The sequence below is a fragment of the Frondihabitans peucedani genome (assembly GCF_039537585.1).
Classification (GTDB): Bacteria; Actinomycetota; Actinomycetes; order Actinomycetales; family Microbacteriaceae; genus Frondihabitans; species Frondihabitans peucedani.
On sequence record NZ_BAABAU010000001.1, the window covers coordinates 1,192,311 to 1,211,395 of the forward strand.

Here is a 19,085-nt window from a genome sequence, read left to right on the forward strand (position 1 = left end):
GCCCGAGCTGCCCCGCGACCTGCCCGAGCTGCCCCGCGCCCACCCCGCGCCGAGATCGCAGCACGACGCACGAGACCCGCCGGCGACCCCGTCGACCTGCGATCTCGACGGGGCCCCGGCGGGCACATGCGGAACGACCCTCCCGACCCGAATGCGGGAGGGCCGTTCCTGTTTGGCGCTACCTCCTGCTCGCCCTGATCCTGCTCAGTCCCCGGGAAGCACCCACCATCCCGAGTCCCAGGGCGAAGAGGCCTGCGCCCACGACCATCCAGGGGAGGACGGTCGAGCCTGTGAATGCGAGCGCTCCGCCGGACACGAAGGTCGGTGTCGCACCGCCGCCCGCCGTGACGCCGATCCCGGAGCCCGCACTGGTGCCGGTCCCGCTCCCGTTGCCGGGGGCGCCGGAACCGGTGCCGTTCCCGCCGGTCCCGCCGTTCCCGTCGCCGTCCGTGCCGCCGCTGCCGCTGTCGCCGCCGTCGGTGCCCGAGGCAGGACCCTGCAGCACCAGGAACGAGGTCGACACGGGCGCCGAGGCGAAGCCGTCGACGGTCTCGTGCACGACGTACACGTGGTCGCCGGGCTTCACCGCGGGGAACCTCAGCGACCAGCGGCCGCGGGCGTCAGCGGTGACCGTCTCGGTCCGGCCGTCGTCGAGGCGGACGGTCACGGTCGCTCCCGGCTCCGCCGTGCCGCTCACCGGGATCCACATCGTCCCCTCCGGGCCCGTGGTGAACACGGAGCCGGGACGAGGAGACGAGACCGTGACCGGGGCCACACCGCTGACCGTGAAGTCGCGCGGGGCGGTCGTCGTGGTGCCGGTGATGGCGACCTGCGTGGCGGTGTAGTCGTGCGTGCCGAGGGCCACCGCCGGGAAGACGACGCTCCAGGTGCCCGCCGTGCCGACCGTGGCCGTGGCCGTCCGGCCTCCGTCGAGCGCGACCGAGATCGCGGCTCCCGGCGTCCCGGTGCCGGTCACCGTGACATCCTGCGAGCCGTTGCCGTCACGGTCGAGGAGCAGCGCGCCGTTCCGCGGCGACGTCACCGTCAGCGCTCCGCCGGTGACGGTGCCCGTGACCGTGAAGGTCGTGGAGACCGGCGCCGAGGTCGCTGCCCCGACGGTCTCCGTCGCGGTGACCGTGTGGTCGCCTCGCGAGACGGCGGTCAGCAGGATGCTCCAGCTCCCGTCGGCCGCAGCGGTCGCGGTCTTCGCCGCGCCGCCGTCGAGCGACAGCCGCACGGTCGCGCCGGGCTCGGCCGTCCCCGACACGGGCACCGCCGACGTCCCGGTCATGCCGCCGGCGAAGACCTGACCCGGGGTGGGCGAGGTGATCACGATGGGCGCCGCCTTCGATCCGGTGACCTGCACGGACGCCGAGCCGGTGGTGGTGCCGCCGGTGGTCTGCGTCACGACGATGGTGCGCGGGCCGTCGGGGACCGACGTCACGGTCGTCGACCAGGTGCCGTCCGAGAGGACGGTGGTGGTCCGGCTGATCCCCGAGCCGAGATCGACCCTGATGGTCGAGCCGGGCTCGCCCGTGCCGGTGACGGGCACGTCGAACGTGCCGTCGCCGTCGGTGTCGCGGATGATCTGGCCATTCGCGGGGCTGGTGATCGTCGGTCCCACGGCAGGATCGGCCGTGACGGCGACGGTGAACCCGACGCTGGTGGGCGCCTGGCTGGTGCCGCCGATGCTCTCGGTCGCCGAGACCGTGTGCCGGCCTGCGCCGACGCCCGTGAAGGTGGTCGTCCAGCCGCCCTGCGCGGTGACCGTGACGGTGCGGGGGTTCGCGCCGTCGAGGGTCACGGCGACGCGTGCTCCCGGCTCGCCGGTCCCGGTCACGACGACGGGGGTCGTCGTGTTCGAGGTCACCTGGAACTGCTGGCCCGGCTGCGGCGTCGTGATGACCGCGGCCGTCGCGACCCGGACCGTCACGTCGTTCGAGACGGGATCGGTCGCGCCGTCGGCGAGCGCCTCGGTCGCCTCGACGGTGTGCGCGCCGGGCGAGACGGCCGGGAACGAGGTCGACCAGGTGCCGTCGGTGCCCGTCGTGACCGTCTTCGGCGTGGCGCCGTCGAGGGTCACGGTGACCCGCACGCCGGGCTCCGCCGTCCCGGCGACCGGGAGGGTGGCGGTCGACGACGCGGTGGGCACGGTGACCGCCGACCCGTCGCGGGGGCTGGTGATCGCGACCGGCTTCGCGACGGCGACCGTCACGTCGCGGGTCACGGCCGGGAGGGTGGCGCCGTTCGACGTCTCCACGACGGAGACCGTGTGGTCGCCGACCGGGACGTCGTCGACCGTGACCGACCAGGTGCCGTCGGAGCCGACCTGCGCCGTTCCCGTGAGGCCGTCGCCGAGGTCGACCGCGATCGTCGCGCCGGGCTGGCCGGTGCCGGTCACCGTCACGTCCGCCGTCGCCGTGGGCGACGAGACGACGATCGGCGTGCCGGCCGCCGGAGCCGTGATGGTGACCGGGGCGATGGTCACCGCGGTGATCTGCACCGCGTCGGAGCCGGTCGTGTCGCCGTCGGTCTCCTGGGTGACGACGACGGTGATCTGGCCGACCGGGACGTCCGCGACCGTGGTCGACCAGTCGCCGCCGGTGCCGACGGTCGTGGTGCTGGTGTGTCCGTCACCGGCGTCGACGGTGATCGTCGAGCCGGGCTCGCCGGTTCCCGAGACGGGCACGTCGACCTTCCCGTCGCCGTCGGCGTCGGGGAGGACCGCGTCCCGGACCGGGCTGGTGACGACCACCGGGGCTGCCGGATCAGCGGTCACGACCACCGAGAAGTCGACGTCGACCGGAGCCTGGTCGACTCCGCCGACGGACTGCGTCACCGCGGCCGTGTGGGAGCCCGCGGGGACCCGGGTGAACGTCGTCGTCCAGGAGCCGTCGCCGGCGACCGTGGTCGTCCTCGCGTTCGCCTGGTCGGCGTCGAGGGCCACCGAGATGGAGGCTCCCGGGTAGCCGGTTCCGGTCACCGGCACGGTCGCCGTCTGACCGGCGGCCACCTGGACCACCTGATCCGGCCGCGGCGTCGTGATGGTCGCGGCGTCGGCTGTGGCGACAGCGAAGCCGGCGTCGACGAGCGCGGTCGGACCGTCGTTCAGGATCTCGCGGGCGGTCACCTCGTGGTCGCCGATCCCGACGCCCGTGAAGGTCGTCGTCCACGCCCCGGCGCCCGACGAGCGCAGGACGACGGGGGTGCCGCCGTCGAGCGCGACGCGCACCTCGGTGTCCGGCTCCGCAGTGCCTGCCGCGGTGACCGAGCGGGTGCCGCCGATGAGGGCGACGGGCAGCGAGCTGCCGTCGGCCGGCGACTGGATCGCGACCGGTGCTGCCACGCGGACGGTGAGATCCTGCGTGACGGGCATCGTGGGGGCACCGCCGACGAGCTGGGTCACCGAGATGGTGTGGTCGCCCACCGGGACGTCCTCGACCACGGTCGACCAGGAGCCGGTGGGTCCGGCCTGGGCGGTGGCGGTCAGGCCGCCTCCGAGGTCGATCGTGACCGAGGCGCCGGGCTCGGCGGTGCCGGCGACCGGGACGGTCGCGGTGGCGCCTGCCGCCCCGACCACGACGTCGACGCCGGGCTCGGGCGCGGAGAGGACGATCGGCGCAGCGGCCCGCACGGTGACCGTGACGGTGGCAGCGGTCGGCGAGGTGGTGCCGTTGACGGTCTGCTTCACGGAGATCGTCTGGGAGCCCGTCGGGACGTCCTGGAGGGTCAGCGAGTAGGAGCCGTCGTCGGCAGCGGTGGTCGTCGCGGCGATGCCGCCCGGGAGCTGGGCCACCACGGTCGCCCGGGGCTCGGCCGTGCCGGTGACGGTCACCGACGTGGTCGAGGTGTCGCGGGCGACGGGGTAGACGGCGCCCGTCGAGGGCGAGTCGATGACGACGGCTGCACCGACCACGACCTGGAACGGCCTCGTGACCGCGCCGGAGGTGGTGCCGCCGACGGTCTGCGTCGCGCTCGCGGTGTACGAGCCCGTGCCGAGGTCGGCGACGGTGACGGTCCACTCGCCGGAGCCGTCGGCGGTCGCCGTGCCGCGGGGGGCACCCGCGATCGAGAGGGCGATCGAGGCGCCCGGCTGCGCGGTGCCGGTGACGGCCACGTCGGTGGTGAGACCGGCGGCTGCCACGGGGATCCGCGCGTCGGCGGTCGGGTCCGTGATCGCCAGCGGAGCGCCGGGGACCACGGTGACACGGGAGGTCACCGCGTCGGACGTGGTGCCGCCGACCTGCTGGGTGACGCTGACGGTGTAGGCGCCCACGGGCACGTCGGCGACCGTGGTCGACCAGCGGCCGTCGGAGGCGGCCGTGGTGGTCGCCGTGAGGCCGCCGCCCAGGTCGACGCTGATGTCGGCGTTCGCCTCGGCGGTGCCCGAGACCGGCAGGTCGACGCGCGCCGCGGAGTCGGCGACGGTCACGCGACCGCCGTCGGCGGGCGAGAGGACGACCACAGGATCGCCCGCGACGATGGTGAAGTCGGACGTGACAGGGACCGAGACGGTCCCGTTGACCGTCTGCGAAGCGGCGATCGTGTACCGCCCGACCGGGAGCTGGGCGAAGTCGGCGGTCCAGACACCGGTGCCGTCCGCGGTGGCGGTAGCGGTGAGACCGGAGCCGAGGTCGATCGCGACCGGGGCCCCGGGAGCCGCGGTGCCGGTGACGGTGACGTCGATCCTCGCTGCCGGACCGGCGACCGTGATGGTCGAGGTCGGGGCGGTGACGGTGACGGGTGCCGCAGCGCGGATGGTCACCGTGCGGTCGATCGGCGCGGAGGTCGTCCCGTTCAGGGTCTCGACGGACCGGAAGGTGCGCGGCCCGACTCCCACGTTCGCGAACGAGGTCGACCAGGTGCCGTTCAGACCGACCGTCGTGCTCTTCGTGGTGGCGCCGAGCGCCACCTGCACGGTGGCGCCGATCTCTCCGGCGCCGCTGACCGCGATCGTCTGAGTGCCGGACGCGTCGGCCACGTCGACGACCGAGCCGTCGAGGGGCGCGGTCACCGTGAACGCGGCTCCGGCTGCGACCGAGAACGAGCGGGTGACGGGAGTGGACGTGGTGCCCCCGATCGTCTCGGTCACCGAGGCCGTGTACGTGCCCTCGGTGAGACCCGCGGTGCGGACCGCCCAGGTGCCGTCGGCGCCGGCGGTGGTGGTGGAGAGGGTGGCTCCGGCGACGGCGACCGAGATGTCGGCCCCCGGCTGGGCGGTGCCGGTGATCGCGACGGGGACGGCGGAGTCCGGCGTCGCGACCCTGATCTCCATGCCGGCGACCGGCGCAGTGATGTCGACCGGGGCGCCGGCGCGGATGCTGAACGACGTCGGGGTGGCGTCGTCGGAGGCCGCCTGGAGCGTCTGGGTGGCGTTCACGGTGTAGGTGCCCACCGGGAGGTCGGTGAAGTCGACCTGCCAGGCGCCGCCCGTCGCGGTGGTCGACCTCGTCCTGCCGCCTCCGAGGTCGACGAGCACGCTCGCGCCGTCGCTCGCGCGCCCCGAGACGGTGGTGGTCGCTCGGGTCGAGCCGGACTCGGCGACCAGGTAGCCGGTGCCGTCGGCGGGCTGCTGGATGACGATGGCGCCGCCCTGGACGACCGAGAAGGGCTGGGGAGCCGTCGCGGAGGAGGATCCGTTGATGCTCTGCGTAGCACTCAGGCTGTAGGTGCCGATGCCGACGGCGGGGATGCTGACGGACCACGCGCCGGTGGGCGACGCCGTGGTGGTGGCGCTGAGTCCTGTGCCGAGGGAGACCCTGACCGAGGCGCCGGGCTGAGCGGCACCGGAGACGACGACGTCCGTCGTGCCGGTGGCGCCGAAGACCGTGACCGTCTTGCCGGAGACCGGCGACGCGATGGTGATCGGGGCTCCCGCAGCGACGGTGAGAGGCTGCGTCACCGCGAGCGACACGGTGCCGCCGACGGTCTCGGTCACGCTGATGGTGCGGTCGCCGATCGGCACCTCTGTCACCTGCGCCGACCAGGCGCCGGAGGCGTTCGCGGTCGTCGTGGCGGTGAGACCGTCGCCCAGGTCGATGGCGATGGCGGCTCCGGGCTGCGCCGTGCCGGCCACGGTGACTGTAGCCGTGCTCCCCTCGGAGGCGACGACGACGTCGACGCCGGGGGTCGGTGCGGTGATGGCGACGGGGGCGCCGGCCTGGATGGAGTAGGGGCGCGTGACCGGCAGGGAGGTGGTGCCGCCGACCGTCTGGGTGGCCTGGATGGCGTAGTCGCCGACCGGGATGCCCGTAAAGGTCGTCGTCCACGCTCCGGTGCCCGAAGCGGTGACGGTGGCCGTGTGGTCGGCGTCGAGGACGACGTCGACGGAAGCGCCTGGCTCGGCCGTGCCGCTGACCGTCACGGGCCGCCTCGAGCTCGGGTCGGCGACGATGCTGGTCGTGCCGGCGGCCGGGGCGGTGATGACGACGGCGTCGGCGGCCACCACCGAGAAGGCGCGGTCCTCGGGTGCGGAGGTCACTCCGGCGACGGTCTGCGTGACGGTCGCGGTGTAGTCCGCCACCCCGAGGTTCGGGAACGTGGCGCTCCAGGTGCCGGAGACCGCGTCGGCGGTGACCGTCCTCGAGACGCCGTCCGCGAGCTGCACGGTCACCGAGGCGCCCTTCTCGGCGGTGCCGGACACGGTGACGGGAGTCGTGGAGAGAGGACCGGCGACGCGGAACTGGCCGCCCGGCACAGGGGCCTGGATGACGAGCGGCGCGGAGGCGACGACGGTGATGGCGCGGGTGATCGGCGCGGAGGTCGAGCCTCCGACGCTCTGCGTGACGCGGACGCTGTAGTCGCCGACGCCGACGCCCGCGACGGGGATGCTGTAGCTGCCGTCGGCGGCGGCCGTCGTCGTGCCGGTGAGGCCGCCTCCGAGGTCGGCTCTGACGGTGGCGCCCGGCTGGGCGGAGCCCGTGACCGTGACGGTGGTGGTCCCGGTCTGGCCGGGGACGACGATCCTGGTGCCGTCGGTGGGAGCGGTGACGGTGAGCGCCGCCCCCGCGACGACGGTGAAGGGCCGGGTCGCGACGGGCGACGTCACGCCGCCGGAGGTCTGGGTGGCCGAGATCGTGTAGCTGCCGACGCCCACGCCCGCCACCTGCGTCGTCCAGGCGCCCGAGGCGTCGGCGGTCGCCGTGCCGGTCAGGCCGGAACCGAGGTCGAGCGCGATGGCCGCACCCGGCGTGGCCGTGCCGGACACGGTGACGGCGGTGGTCGCCGTCGGCGACACGACGGTGAAGGTGCGGTTCGCGGTCGGTGCGGTGATCACGAGGGGCTGCTGGGCGACCACGGCGAAGGTCCGGGTGACGGCGGGTGAGGCGACGCCGCCGAAGGTCTGGACCGCCGAAGCGGTGACGGAGCCCACCCCCACGCCCGGGATCGTCGTGCTCCAGGTGCCGTCGGCGCCGACGACGGCCGTGCCGGTGCGGCCGGCCCCGAGGTCGACGGCGACGGATGCCGAGGGCTCCCCCGCGCCGGTGATCGTGATCGACCTGGTCGCGGTGGGCGTGGCGACGGTGAACTGCTGGTCGGCGGTCGGAGTGGCGATGGTGAGCGGTGCGACGGTCGTCGCGTTGACGGTCGACGTTGCGAGGTCGACCGTCGCGGCGTTCACCCCGGGCAGGATGCTCAGCTGCAGCGCGTGGACGGAGCGCGATCCTGCGGTGGTCCCCCGGTCGTCCTGGAAGCCGGCGGAGTCCTGCGCGTTGACGGTGATCGAGACGAGCTGGCCGAGCAGTGCGGGGAGGGCGGAGACCGTCGTGCCGACCGGCGTCGTGACGGCCGCGAGCGTCGCCGGGATCCCGGTGACGGTCGGGGCGAAGACGCCCCGGAGGAGCGGTGCCAGGGTGCCGTCGACGACGGGCTGCAGCGCGGGGGTCAGGACCGCCGAGCTCACCGTCAGGCCGCCGAGGCCGAGCGGCGTGATGCGGGCGTTGACCGACAGGGGTGCGCGGCCGGTGGTCTTGAGGAGGTTGCCGAGGGTCGTCGTGCTGACGACGGACAGGGTGCCGACATTGACGCCGAGTGCCGCGACCCGCGCGGTCAGGGTCGCCGTGACGGTCGCGGTGCCGATGGCCTGGACGACCGCGGTGTCGAGGGCGGCCGGGAGCTGCGTCACCAGGATGTCCTGGAGGGCTGCGGAGACGATGCTCCGCAGGGCCGGCGTCGAGAGCAGCTGCGTGTTCGCCGGCTGCCCGTTCAGGGCCTGCAGCGTGTTCAGGTCGATCACGATCCTGCCGGTCGACGGGGTGACCGTGACCGGGCCCGACGTGTAGGTCCGCGCGAGGACGGGAGCGGTGACCGCTCCGAGGTTCAGGCCGCTGAGGCCGACCGTCAGACCCGTGCCGTTCAGGCTCAGGACTCCGAGGCCGAGCGAGTTGAGCGCCGTCGTGAGGTCGCCGGTGGTCCCGCTCACCACGGTGTTCAGCGCCGACGTGTTCGTCGTCAGGTCGTTGAGGTCGGATCCGACCTGGTTGACCGTCGTCTGGAGCGAGGTGTTGAGCCCGCCGATCGCCGGGCTGGTGACGGCGAAGTCGGCCCCGGCGATGGCGTAGGAGGACGAGGTGCCGACCGCGGACCCGCGGGTCGCGGAGATCCGCGAGGCGAGCGCGCCGATGTCGAGCTGGGCTGCGCTGGCGACCGCCGCCGAGGCGCCGACGCGGCTGAGGAGCGGCGTCAGGTTGAGTGTCGAGGCGCTCCCGGGGGTGCCGGGGCCGACGGCGATGGTGCCGTCGGAGCCGATCACACCGGAGGCCGCCGTCGAGCCGGTGGCGGTGGTGTTCGCGTACTGCCCCGCCGCGCCGAGGGTCAGGAGGCCGTTGGTGCCGAGGAGGCGCACGCCGTTGCCGAGGCTCACTCCGAGGGCGTTCACCGCCGTCACATCGAGCGGGTTCGACACGGTGCCCTGCGTCGCCGTCGCGGTGGTCGCCGAGTAGGCGCTCCGCAGCTGGGCGATGGTGTCGAGGTCGACGATGCCGGAGCCGGAGAGGAGGGCTCCCTCCGCCTCGCTGACGTCGCCCGTCGCCGCCTGCGCGGGGACGATGGCCGAGGCGGCGATCACGGCCCCGACGACCGTCGCGGCGCCGACCCGGAGGAGGAGGTGACGACTGAAGAACGAGGGCGAACGACGGCTGATCCGGTGGGTGGGCATGAGTGCCTCTTTCTGACGGGCCGAGACCCGTCACTGATCCGAACCTCCGGTGGTGGGGCGGAGGGTGGTGCTCGAGCCGCTGGTGAGGCGACTCGTCGCGGGCCCGGTGGTGAGTCGGAGCCGCTCGTCCCGCTGGTGAAGCGGATCGGGGTGGTGCTCGGCCTGGTGAGGGCCGTCGGGTCGGGTGCTCCCCCTGGCTGGACTCGCGCGACGGCTTGGGACGATCGCGCGAGGGGGGGATGGCGGGGTGCGCGGTGGTGAGGCGCGCACTCCGCAGGTGGTGCCGGGGCCGTGCTGACGGGCGCCTGATCCGCCCGTCGCTGGTGCACGACCTCTAGCGTCTGGGAGGTCGGCCCCTCGCGGCGCCGTGGGCGAGCGGAGACAGAGGGATGGTGAGCCTGATCCTGGTGTGCGACGTCACGGTCGCGTCCTTTCCCGAGGGGAGGAGTGCGTCTCCGTGGTGAGGGGAGACGAGTGGTTGCCGCAATCTTAGACAGAAGGAGGGGGTCGAAGGCGAGCGTTCTGCCCCATCTGTACCCCCAAAACGAGTGGTGTCCTCCCTGTGGAGGACCGGCTACCCTCGGCCCGTCTTCGTCGACGCGTGCGGACCGCGTTCGCAGCGCCCGAACACGCAGAAGACCCCCCACGCACCCGCCAGAGCCCGGTTACCCTTGCTGCATTTCTGCCCTGGGGGAGTTGGCCTGGATGGCGCCACGTGGGGAGCCGGGCACTACTTTACCGTCTTTCAACGCCCGTGCAGGACACCCGGGTTCAATGGGTGCATGAGAATCGTCATCGCCGGGGGCCACGGCAAGATCGCCCTGCTCCTCGAACGCCTGCTGTCCGATGCTGGTCACGACCCCGTGGGCATCGTCCGCAACCCCGATCACACCGCCGACCTCGAGCAGGCCGGTGCTCGCGCCCTCGTCCTCGACCTCGAGAGCACCGACGTCGACACCCTCGCCGGGCACCTCGACGGGGCCGACGCCGTCGTGTTCGCGGCGGGCGGCGGCAGTGCCAGTGGCGCCGAGCGCAAGCTGACCATCGACCGGGACGGCGCGATCCTGCTCGCCGACGCCGCCGAGAAGGCCGGCGTCTCGCGGTACGTGCTGATCTCGGCGATGCACACCGACGAGTTCGACGCGTCGCGCGCCGAGCTCCCGGCCGAGGGCGACGACGTGTTCCAGGTGTACCTGCGGGCGAAGAGCGAGGCCGACGCCGACCTGCGCGGCCGGGACGCGCTCGACTGGACGATCGTCCGTCCGGGCGGCCTCACCGACGATCCTGCGACGGGCCTGGTCGCGGTCGGCGCCCGACTCGAGACCGGCACGATCCCGCGCGCCGATGTGGCGTCGATCGTGGCGACGGCCCTGCTCGAGGGCGTCGCCGTGAAGACGCAGTTCGAGGTGGTCTCGGGCGAGCTCGAGATCAGCGACGCGCTGACGGCGATCCGCTACTGACCCGGCCGGGCGGGGGCCGCTCCCCCCGCCCGCCGACGGAGTCAGACCAGCTCGGCCGCCTGCCGGGCGATCTCGAGCTCCTCGTCGGTCGGCACGACCAGGACCGACACGGGCGCGCCCTCCTTCGAGATGTACCTGGCCTCGCGGGAGGCGAGCTCGTTCCGGTCGTCGTCGATTGTGACCCCGAGGAACTCCAGCCCGAGCAGAGTCCGTCGCCGCAGCAGGGCGTTGTTCTCCCCCACGCCCGCCGTGAACACGATCGCGTCGAGACCGCCGAGCTGCGCCGCGTAGGCGCCGACGTAGTGCCGCATGCGGTGGCGATACACCGCGAGCGCCGCCTCGGCCACCTGGTCGCCGCGGGAGGCGGCATCCTGCACGTCGCGCATGTCGCCGTTGCCGGTGAGCCCGAGGAGTCCGCTCCGCTTGTTGAGCATCGTCTCGATCTCGTCGAACGACAGCCCCGCCTCGCGGTGCAGGTGGAACACGACCGCAGGATCGACGTCTCCAGACCTCGTCCCCATCACGAGCCCTTCGAGCGGCGTCAGGCCCATCGACGTCTCGATGCTGCGGCCGCCCTCGATCGCGGTGGCGGACGCCCCGTTTCCGATGTGCAGGACGATCATCTTCAGCTCGGCGAGCGGGGTGTCCAGGAAGTCGGCGGCGGCCTGCGAGACGTACTTGTGCGACGTCCCGTGGAAGCCGTAGCGGCGCACCTGGTGCTTCTTGGCGAGCTCGTCGTCGATGGCGTAGGTGTAGGCGGCCGGCGTCAGCGTCTGGTGGAACGCGGTGTCGAAGACCGCGACCTGGGCCACGTCGGGGAACGCCTCCTTCGCGGCGCGGATGCCCTCGAGGTTCGCGGGGTTGTGCAGCGGTGCGAGGGCGGAGAGGCGTTCGATGGCCTCCTCGACGGCGTCGTCGACGATCGTTGCGCGGTCGAACTCCGACCCGCCGTGCACGACCCGGTGGCCGACGGCGAGGAGCGGGTGCTCGTCGAACGACGGGCCGTGCTGCTCGAAGGCCTTGAGCATGGCGGCGAACCCGGCGGCGTGGTCGGCGATCGGCTCGGAGTCGTTCGACGTCTCGTCGCCGGTCAGCGCGTTCCGGTGCTTCGTCGCGCCGGTCTCCTCGCCGATGCGCTCGACGAGCCCGGAGGCGAGCGTCTTCTCGCCCTCGAGCTCGATGAGCTGGTACTTGAACGACGACGAGCCGGAGTTGACGACGAGGACGGCGCTCACAGGGATGCTCCTTCGGTTGCGGCGGTACCCGCCTGGATCGCGGTGATGGCCACGGTGTTGACGATGTCCGACACCAGGGCGCCGCGCGACAGGTCGTTGATCGGCTTCCGGAGACCCTGCAGGATCGGCCCGATCGCCACCGCTCCGGCGCTCCGCTGGACGGCCTTGTAGGTGTTGTTGCCCGTGTTGAGGTCGGGGAAGATGAACACCGTCGCGCGCCCGGCCACCTCCGAGTCGGGCATCTTCGCGGCCGCGACGGTCGGATCGGCGGCCGCGTCGTACTGGATCGGCCCCTCGACGAGGAGGTCGGGGCGGCGCTCGCGCACGAGGGCCGTCGCCTGACGGACCTTCTCGACGTCGGCGCCCGAACCGGAGGTGCCGGTGGAGTAGCTGAGCATCGCGATCCGGGGCTCGATCCCGAACTGCTCGGCCGTCTGCGCCGACGAGATCGCGATGTCGGCGAGCTGCTCGGCCGTGGGGTCGGGGATGACGGCGCAGTCGCCGTAGACGAGCACGCGGTCGGCGAGCGCCATCAGGAACACGCTCGAGACCACACCGACGTCGGGGAGCGTCTTGATGACCTCGAACGACGGCCGGATCGTGTGCGCCGTGGTGTGCTTCGCGCCCGAGACCATGCCGTCCGCGAGGCCGAGCCTGACCATCATGGTGCCGAAGTACGAGACGTCGGTGACGGTGTCCATCGCCATGTCCATGGTGATGCCCTTGTGGGCCCGCAGAGCGGCGTACTCGGTGGCGAACTTCACCTGGAGTTCGTGGTCGGTCGGATCGAGCACGGCCGCGTCGGTGAGATCGAGCCCGAGCTCGGCGCCTCGGGCGCGGACGCTCGCCTCGTTGCCGAGGAGGGTGAGCTTCGCGACGCCGCGCTGCAGCAGAGACGAGGCGGCGCGCAGGATCCGGTCGTCGTCGCCCTCGGGCAGCACGATGTGCTTCCGGCTGCTCCGGGCCCGGTCGAGCAGCTGGTACTCGAACATGAGCGGGGTCACGACCTTCGACGGGCTGACCTGGAGCAGTCGCAGCAGCTCCTCGCCGTCGACGTGCCGCTCGAACAGCGACAGGGCGAGGTCGGTCTTGCGCGACGAGTCGGCGGCCAGGCGGCCGCGGGTCTGCGTGATGGTGAGGGCCGTGTCGTAGGTGCCGAGCTCCGACCACAGGATCGGCAGCGGGCTCCCGAGACCGCCGATCAGCCGGACGACCTGCGGCGCGAGGTCGAAGCCGCCGTTCAGCACGATGCCGGCGAGCGACGGGAAGGTGTCGGAGGCGTGGGCGAGGACCGTGGCCACCAGGACGTCGGACCGGTCGCCCGGCACCACGACGACGGCGCCCTCGGTGAGACGCGGCAGCACGTTCTCCATCGACATCGCCGCGACGACCACGCCGACGGCCTCGCGGTCGAGGAGGGCCTCGTCGCCGCGCAGGAGACGCGCGCCGGTGGCCTGCATCACCGAGCGGAGCGTGGGCGAGACCAGGACGCGGTCCTCGGGGATCGCCCAGACCGGCACGAGCCCCTCCGGCGACGCGGCGAGCGCGTCGCCGATGCCCGCGACGACCTCGTCGAGGTGGCCCGGCTCCGCGCGGTTCGCGATCACGGCGAGGAGCCCCGCGTGCTCGCTGCGGAGCTCCGTCGTCGTCAGCTCGGCGACCTGGCGCATGTCGGCGCCCGAGCGCGGCCGCTGTCCGTCGGACGTCCGACCGCCGAGGACCAGCAGGACCGGCGCCCCCAGGTTCGCGGCGATGCGCGCGTTGAACGACAGCTCCGTCGGGCTCCCCACGTCGGTGTAGTCGGAGCCGACGATGACCACCGCGTCGCACTGCCGCTCCACCGCGGCGAAGCGGCCCACGATCGTGGCCAGCGCGGCGTCGGGATCGGCGTGGACGTCGTCGTAGGTCACGCCGATGCAGTCGTCGTACGGGAGATCGACGCTGTCGTGCGACAGCAGGAGCTCCAGCACGTAGTCGGGCTCGCTGGTCGAGCGGGCCACGGGGCGGAAGACGCCCACCCGGCCCAGCTCGTGACTCAGCGTGTCGAGCACCCCCAGGGCGATCGAGGACTTGCCGGTGTGGCCTTCGGCCGAGGTGATGTAGATGCGGGTCGACACACGAGCAACTGTAGGACCGCCACCTCCGAGCAGGCAGGGCGGACGGGGTTCCGCGCCGTGGTTCGTCACCGGGCCGCGGAACCGGTAGAGTGCTCTAGGTCGAACGCCGCCCGCGAGGGCGACGATCACTGGAGAATTCGCCTAGTGGCCTATGGCGCACGCTTGGAAAGCGTGTTGGGTTCACGCCCTCGGGGGTTCGAATCCCCCATTCTCCGCTCGGCGTGGCCCCTGTCTGTTCTCGGTGAGAACAGGCGGGGGCCTCGCTCGTCTCCACGGGTCGCTCCGCTCCCGCGGCGGCGCTTCGCGCGCCAGGCGGCGCTTCGCGCGCCAGGAACGGCGGGACAGGGGAAGGCAGCAGGACGGCCGGCGACGCTTCGCGCGCCAGGGCAGCACAGGGTTAGGGTCGGAGCATGGCGGGTGAAGTGACCTCGGCGCGCGTGGACGCGTGGCTGTGGGCGGTGCGGATGTACAAGACGCGATCGGCGGCGACGGCGGCGTGCCGCGCCGGACACGTGCGGGTCAACGGCGAGCGGGTCAAGGCGGCGCAGGCGGTCCGCGAGGGCGATGAGATCCGCTCCCGCGAGGGCGGCTTCGACCGGATCGTCGTGGTCCGGAAGCTCCTCGTCAAGCGCGTCGGCGCTCCCGTCGCCGCGACCGCGCTCACCGACCTCACGCCTCCCCCGCCTCCCCGCACCGAGATCGCCTCCGTGCCGGTGCGCGACCGCGGAGCCGGCCGCCCCACCAAGCGCGATCGACGCGAGATCGACCGGCTGCGCGAGGAGATCTTCGGACGCACCGACGAGTGATCCTGCGCCCCTGACGCCCCTGTCCGATCCCCGGATGCGCCACCGCCGGCTCGCCCGGACGGCCCGCCCGACGGGTGAGAGAAAAACATACTCTCCGGTCGGATACCACCCGAACTGGGCTGTCTACCCGCCTCCGCCTCCCAGTACAGTGATCCGAGCGCGCGATCTCCCCCAGGGGTGGAGGAGGCCGGCGCCCCGTCACGTCCAGGGGGAACGAAGCGATGCCGAGCGGAACCAGCCGCACCGAGACCGACACTCACGTGACCCCGCTCCCGACTCTCGGACGGACCGCGCTGCTGTCCGGCGCCTTCAGCCTGCTGCCCGTGTTCGCCGTCGTGCTGTACCTCGCCCGCACCTCCCCCGCCTGGCCCGTGGTGCTCGCCGTCGAGGCCGTCGTGGCCGTCGTCTTCGTGGTCGTCTACATCCGCTTCCGCCTGGTCTACTCGCGCGTGACGCGCACCCACTTCGTGAAGCGCAGGATGCTGCTCCCGCAGGTCTCCGTGCAGCGCACCAGCATCGACCGCCTGCTCCTGCACCGGGTGTACCGCACCGGCTCGACCGAGGCGCTGACCCAGCTCCTCGGCGTCGACTCGCTGGGTCGCCGGGTGCTGGGGATGAACGCGCTGTTCTGGTCGGAGGACGACATCCAGCGGGTCGTCGAGGCCCTCGACGTGCAGACGACCGTCGACACCCTCCCGATGTCGGCCGCCGAGTACCACCGCCGGTTCCCGGTGGCGCGGGGCTGGTACCTGCGCTGGCCCGTGCTCATCGGCGCGGCCGCCGCCGCTCTCGGCGTGCTGGTGGTCGTCGTGCTCTCGCTCGAGAGCGTCGTCGACGCCTCCTGACGGCGAGCGCCGCGGGTCAGCGGCGGCGCAGCAGCGTGCCGAAGATGCCCTTCGCGACGTCGGCCACGAGCCTCTGACTCGACTTCGAGGTCAGGAGGTCCTCGATCATCGAGCCCGACGATCCTGACGATCGCGTCGACCGGGGCGTGGAGCGCGAGGTCGACCTCGTCCGGCTCGCCTCCTGGCGCTGCGCCTTCTCGGCCCGCTCGAACTCGCGCTGCTGCCGCTCGTAGTCGGCCTGGGCCTTCGCCTGCTGCTTCGCGGCGCGCGCCTGATCCTGCGCCTGCGCCTTCTGAGCGGCCGCGGCCTCCTTCGCGGCCGCGGCAGCCTCGGACGCGGCCCTGGCAGTCTCGGCCGCGCCCTCCAGCTTCGCCGCGAGGATCTCGCGCGCCGACTCGCGGTCGATCGCCGTGCCGTACCGCGCCAGCAGCGGGCTCGCCGCGACCGTCTGGTCCATGGCCTCCTGCGGTGTCGGCGCCATGGAGCCGCGCGGCGCTCGGAGCCTCGTCCAGGCCACCGGGCTCGGCGCGCCCTTCTCGTTCATCACCGTCACGACGGCTTCGCCGGTCGCGAGCGACTGCAGGACCGCGCCCAGGTCGTAGCCGCTCGACGGGTACGTCGACACCGTCGCCTTGAGGGCCTTGGCGTCGTCGGGGGTGAAGGCGCGGAGCTGGTGCTGCACGCGCGAGCCGAGCTGGGCGAGCACCTCGCTCGGGACGTCCTTCGGCGTCTGCGTCACGAAGACGATGCCGACGCCCTTCGACCGGATGAGCCGCACCGTCTGCGTGATCGAAGCGAGGAAGTCCTTCGATGCGTCGCGGAACAGCAGGTGCGCCTCGTCGAAGAAGAACACGAGCTTCGGCTTGTCGAGGTCGCCGACCTCCGGCAGGTCGTTGTAGAGGTCGGCGAGCATCCACATCAGGAACGTCGAGAACAGCGCCGGCTGCGTCGCCACCCCCGGCAGTTCGAGGAGGCTCACGATGCCGCGGCCGTCGGACGCCACCCGCAGGAACTCGGCCGTGTCGATCTCGGGTTCGCCGAAGAACTCGTCGGCGCCCTGGTCGGCGAACGTGATCAGCTCGCGCAGGATCACCCCCACCGTCTGCGAGCTGAGGCCGCCCAGGTCGGCGAGCTCCGGCTTCCCCTGGTCGCTGACGAGGAACGTGAGCACGCTCCGCAGGTCGGCGAGGTCGAGGAGCGGGAGCCCCGCCTTCTCGGCGTAGTGGAAGACCAGGCCGAGGCTCGACTCCTGCGTGTCGTTCAGGCCGAGGACCTTGCTGAGGAGGAGCGGCCCGAAGCCCGAGACGGTGGCCCGCACCGGGATCCCGGTGCCCTTGCCGCCGAGTGCGAAGTACTCTGTCGGCGCAGCCTGCGGCGACCAGTTCTGACCGATACCGCGCGTGCGCTCGAGGAGCTTCGCGCTCGACTCCCCCGGGCTGGCGATCCCCGACAGGTCGCCCTTGACGTCGGCGGCGAAGACCGGCACCCCGGCGGCCGAGAGCTGCTCGGCGAGCACCTGCAGGGTCTTCGTCTTGCCGGTGCCGGTGGCGCCCGCGACGAGGCCGTGCCGGTTAAGCATGGCGAGCGGGATCCGCACCGGGACGTCCGCGAGCGCCTCGCCGTTGACGAGAGCGCCCATCTCGAGCGCGGGCCCGTCGAAGGCGTAGCCGCTGCGGATCCTCTCGACGTCGTCGAGGCCGAGAGGGCCGTCCGCGGCCGTGGTCGAGGGCTTCGCAGCGCTCTCCGCCCCTGCCTCTGGCGCACTGTCGGCCGCAGCCGCGGCGGCAGCGGCGGCGGCAGCGGCCTCCGCCTGGAGCTGTCGCGCGTGCGCGAGAGCGGCCTCCGCGTCGGCCTGCGCCTTCTCCGCTGCGGCGACGGCCGCGTCCGCGTCGGCTCGGGCACGTTCGGCTGCGTCGCTCATGGCTTCAGACTAGGAGGCGGCGCCCTCCGGCGACAGTGCTTCTCGCCGCCTGCGCTCCTAACCGCCTGCGCTCCTAGGCTCCCGCGCCCCTATGCTCCTGCACCCCAGGGCTCAGTGCCCGATGTCCGGCACCGTCCGCGGCCGGACCAGCAGCCACAGGCTCAGGATCGCCACGGCCGTCGTGCAGATCATCACGGCTCCCATGGGCGCCGCGGTCGTCACCCCGATGAAGCCCACGACGGGAGAGATGAGCCCGGCGAGACCGAAGTTCAGGGCACCGAGGAGAGACGCGGCGGTGCCGGCCTCCTTGCCGTGGTTGACCAGCGCCAGCACCTGGACCTGCGGGAACGAGAACCCGCACGACGCGATGAAGAACCACAGCGGCACCAGGACCCCGAGGAGCCCGAGGTGCAGGCTGTCGAACACGACGATCAGGACGGCGGCCGTGATCATCACGCTGGTCGACCCGGCCAGGATCCACGGCGGGCCGAAGCGCTGGGCGAGACGCGACGACGCCTGCACCCCGAAGACGACCCCGAGCGAGTTGATCGCGAAGAGGAGGCCGTAGGTCTGAGCGCTCATGCCGTAGACCTCCTGGAACAGGAACGACGACGACGCCAGGTAGACGAACAGGCCCGAGAAGACCATGGCGCCGATCAGCGCGACCCCGACGAAGATGCGGTCGTGGAAGAGCACCCGGTAGCGCTGCCGCAGGGTGGAGTGCCCCGCCTCTCCGCGGCGCTCCTTCGGCAGGGTCTCGACGACGAAGAACACGGCCGCGGCGACCACGAGGATGCCGTACGCCGCGAGGAACGCGAAGATCCCCCGCCAGCTCGTGAAGCGGAGCAGCTGCGAGCCGATGACCGGTGCCAGGATCGGAGCCAGGCCGTTGACCAGCGCCAGCCGCGACAGCATCCGCACCAGAGGCCTGCCGCCGAAGAGGTCGCGCACCAGAGCCATCGCGACGACGCCGCCCGCCGCGGCCCCCATTCCCTGCAGCACCCGGAAGAGCCCCAGCACCTCGATGCTCGGCGCGGTGGTCGCGCCGATGCTCGCGACGACGTGCAGGGAGCTCGCCACGATCAGGGGCACCCGCCGTCCGACGCGGTCGCTCCACGGCCCCACCAGCAGCTGCCCGAGCGCGAACCCGATGGTCGTCGCCGTCAGCGTCAGCTGGATGATGCCCTTGCCGACGCCGAAGTCGCTCTGCAGCGAGGGGAACGCCGGCAGGTAGAGATCGATGGTCGCAGGACCGAGAGCGGTGAGAGCCCCCAGGACGACGACGTAGACGAGGCGCTGGCGCCGGGTGAGGGCGTCACCCGGGTGCACGACGGTGGTCACGGAGCTCCTTTGCCGAGGATGTCGCGCAGGCGGCACGAGGATGGCGCCCGGGCGGGTGCGCGGCAGCGCACGAGAGACGACCCCCGCCCGTGATCGGGGCGAGGGAGGGAGGAGGGGGGTCGCCGCCACTCGACGGTCGCAGCACGTCAAGCCTAGTGTCGACCCCGGGGTCGGCCGCAAGCGGTCGACCGCCCGATTGAGAA

The 19,085-nt window shown here is 72.8% G+C and carries 8 protein-coding genes, 1 tRNA gene and 1 other RNA gene; 4 read left to right on the forward strand and 6 right to left on the reverse strand.

Annotated elements, in window-relative coordinates:
• Nucleotides 1–178: 178 nt before the first annotated feature.
• Both ABD733_RS05485 and ffs read right to left on the reverse strand, forming a co-directional pair.
• On the reverse strand, nucleotides 179–9,157 hold the full coding sequence (locus ABD733_RS05485) for a beta strand repeat-containing protein (protein ID WP_344794009.1): 8,979 nt from the start codon (nucleotides 9,155–9,157) through the stop codon (nucleotides 179–181).
• A gap of 631 nt (nucleotides 9,158–9,788) precedes the next feature.
• An RNA gene (gene ffs, locus ABD733_RS05490) (signal recognition particle sRNA small type) lies at nucleotides 9,789–9,885 on the reverse strand.
• 54 nt (nucleotides 9,886–9,939) lie between these two features.
• Here ffs and ABD733_RS05495 point away from each other — a divergent pair.
• Nucleotides 9,940–10,617: an SDR family oxidoreductase gene (locus ABD733_RS05495; RefSeq protein ID WP_344794010.1), complete on the forward strand. Its 678-nt coding sequence runs from the start codon at nucleotides 9,940–9,942 to the stop codon at nucleotides 10,615–10,617.
• 41 nt (nucleotides 10,618–10,658) lie between these two features.
• Here the strand turns inward: ABD733_RS05495 and ABD733_RS05500 are convergent, their stop codons facing one another.
• Together ABD733_RS05500 and pta are read right to left on the reverse strand one after the other, a co-directional pair.
• Nucleotides 10,659–11,852 (reverse strand): acetate/propionate family kinase, encoded by a 1,194-nt coding sequence (locus ABD733_RS05500; RefSeq protein ID WP_344794011.1) that lies wholly within the window; start codon nucleotides 11,850–11,852, stop codon nucleotides 10,659–10,661.
• Complete coding sequence (gene pta / locus ABD733_RS05505) at nucleotides 11,849–13,969, reverse strand: phosphate acetyltransferase (RefSeq protein WP_344794012.1); 2,121 nt, start codon at nucleotides 13,967–13,969, stop codon at nucleotides 11,849–11,851. The genes ABD733_RS05500 and pta overlap by 4 nt, the downstream gene beginning before the upstream one ends.
• A gap of 130 nt (nucleotides 13,970–14,099) precedes the next feature.
• On the opposite strand from pta, the gene ABD733_RS05510 reads away from it, so the two are divergent.
• The 3 genes from ABD733_RS05510 to ABD733_RS05520 all read left to right on the forward strand — a co-directional run bounded on the left by ABD733_RS05510 (nucleotide 14,100) and on the right by ABD733_RS05520 (nucleotide 15,620).
• Nucleotides 14,100–14,184 (forward strand) — tRNA-Ser (locus tag ABD733_RS05510).
• A gap of 195 nt (nucleotides 14,185–14,379) precedes the next feature.
• Nucleotides 14,380–14,775, forward strand: a complete 396-nt coding sequence (locus tag ABD733_RS05515) for an RNA-binding S4 domain-containing protein (protein WP_344794013.1) — start codon at nucleotides 14,380–14,382, stop codon at nucleotides 14,773–14,775.
• Between the two features lie 221 nt (nucleotides 14,776–14,996).
• Nucleotides 14,997–15,620, forward strand: a complete 624-nt coding sequence (locus ABD733_RS05520) for a hypothetical protein (protein ID WP_344794014.1) — start codon at nucleotides 14,997–14,999, stop codon at nucleotides 15,618–15,620.
• 16 nt (nucleotides 15,621–15,636) lie between these two features.
• Here ABD733_RS05520 and ABD733_RS05525 read toward each other — a convergent pair whose 3' ends face one another.
• Together ABD733_RS05525 and ABD733_RS05530 are read right to left on the reverse strand one after the other, a co-directional pair.
• On the reverse strand, nucleotides 15,637–17,541 hold the full coding sequence (locus tag ABD733_RS05525; protein WP_344794015.1) for a helicase HerA-like domain-containing protein: 1,905 nt from the start codon (nucleotides 17,539–17,541) through the stop codon (nucleotides 15,637–15,639).
• Between the two features lie 111 nt (nucleotides 17,542–17,652).
• Nucleotides 17,653–18,882, reverse strand: coding sequence for a multidrug effflux MFS transporter (locus ABD733_RS05530; RefSeq protein WP_344794016.1), 1,230 nt, complete (start codon nucleotides 18,880–18,882; stop codon nucleotides 17,653–17,655).
• Nucleotides 18,883–19,085 lie beyond the last annotated feature (203 nt).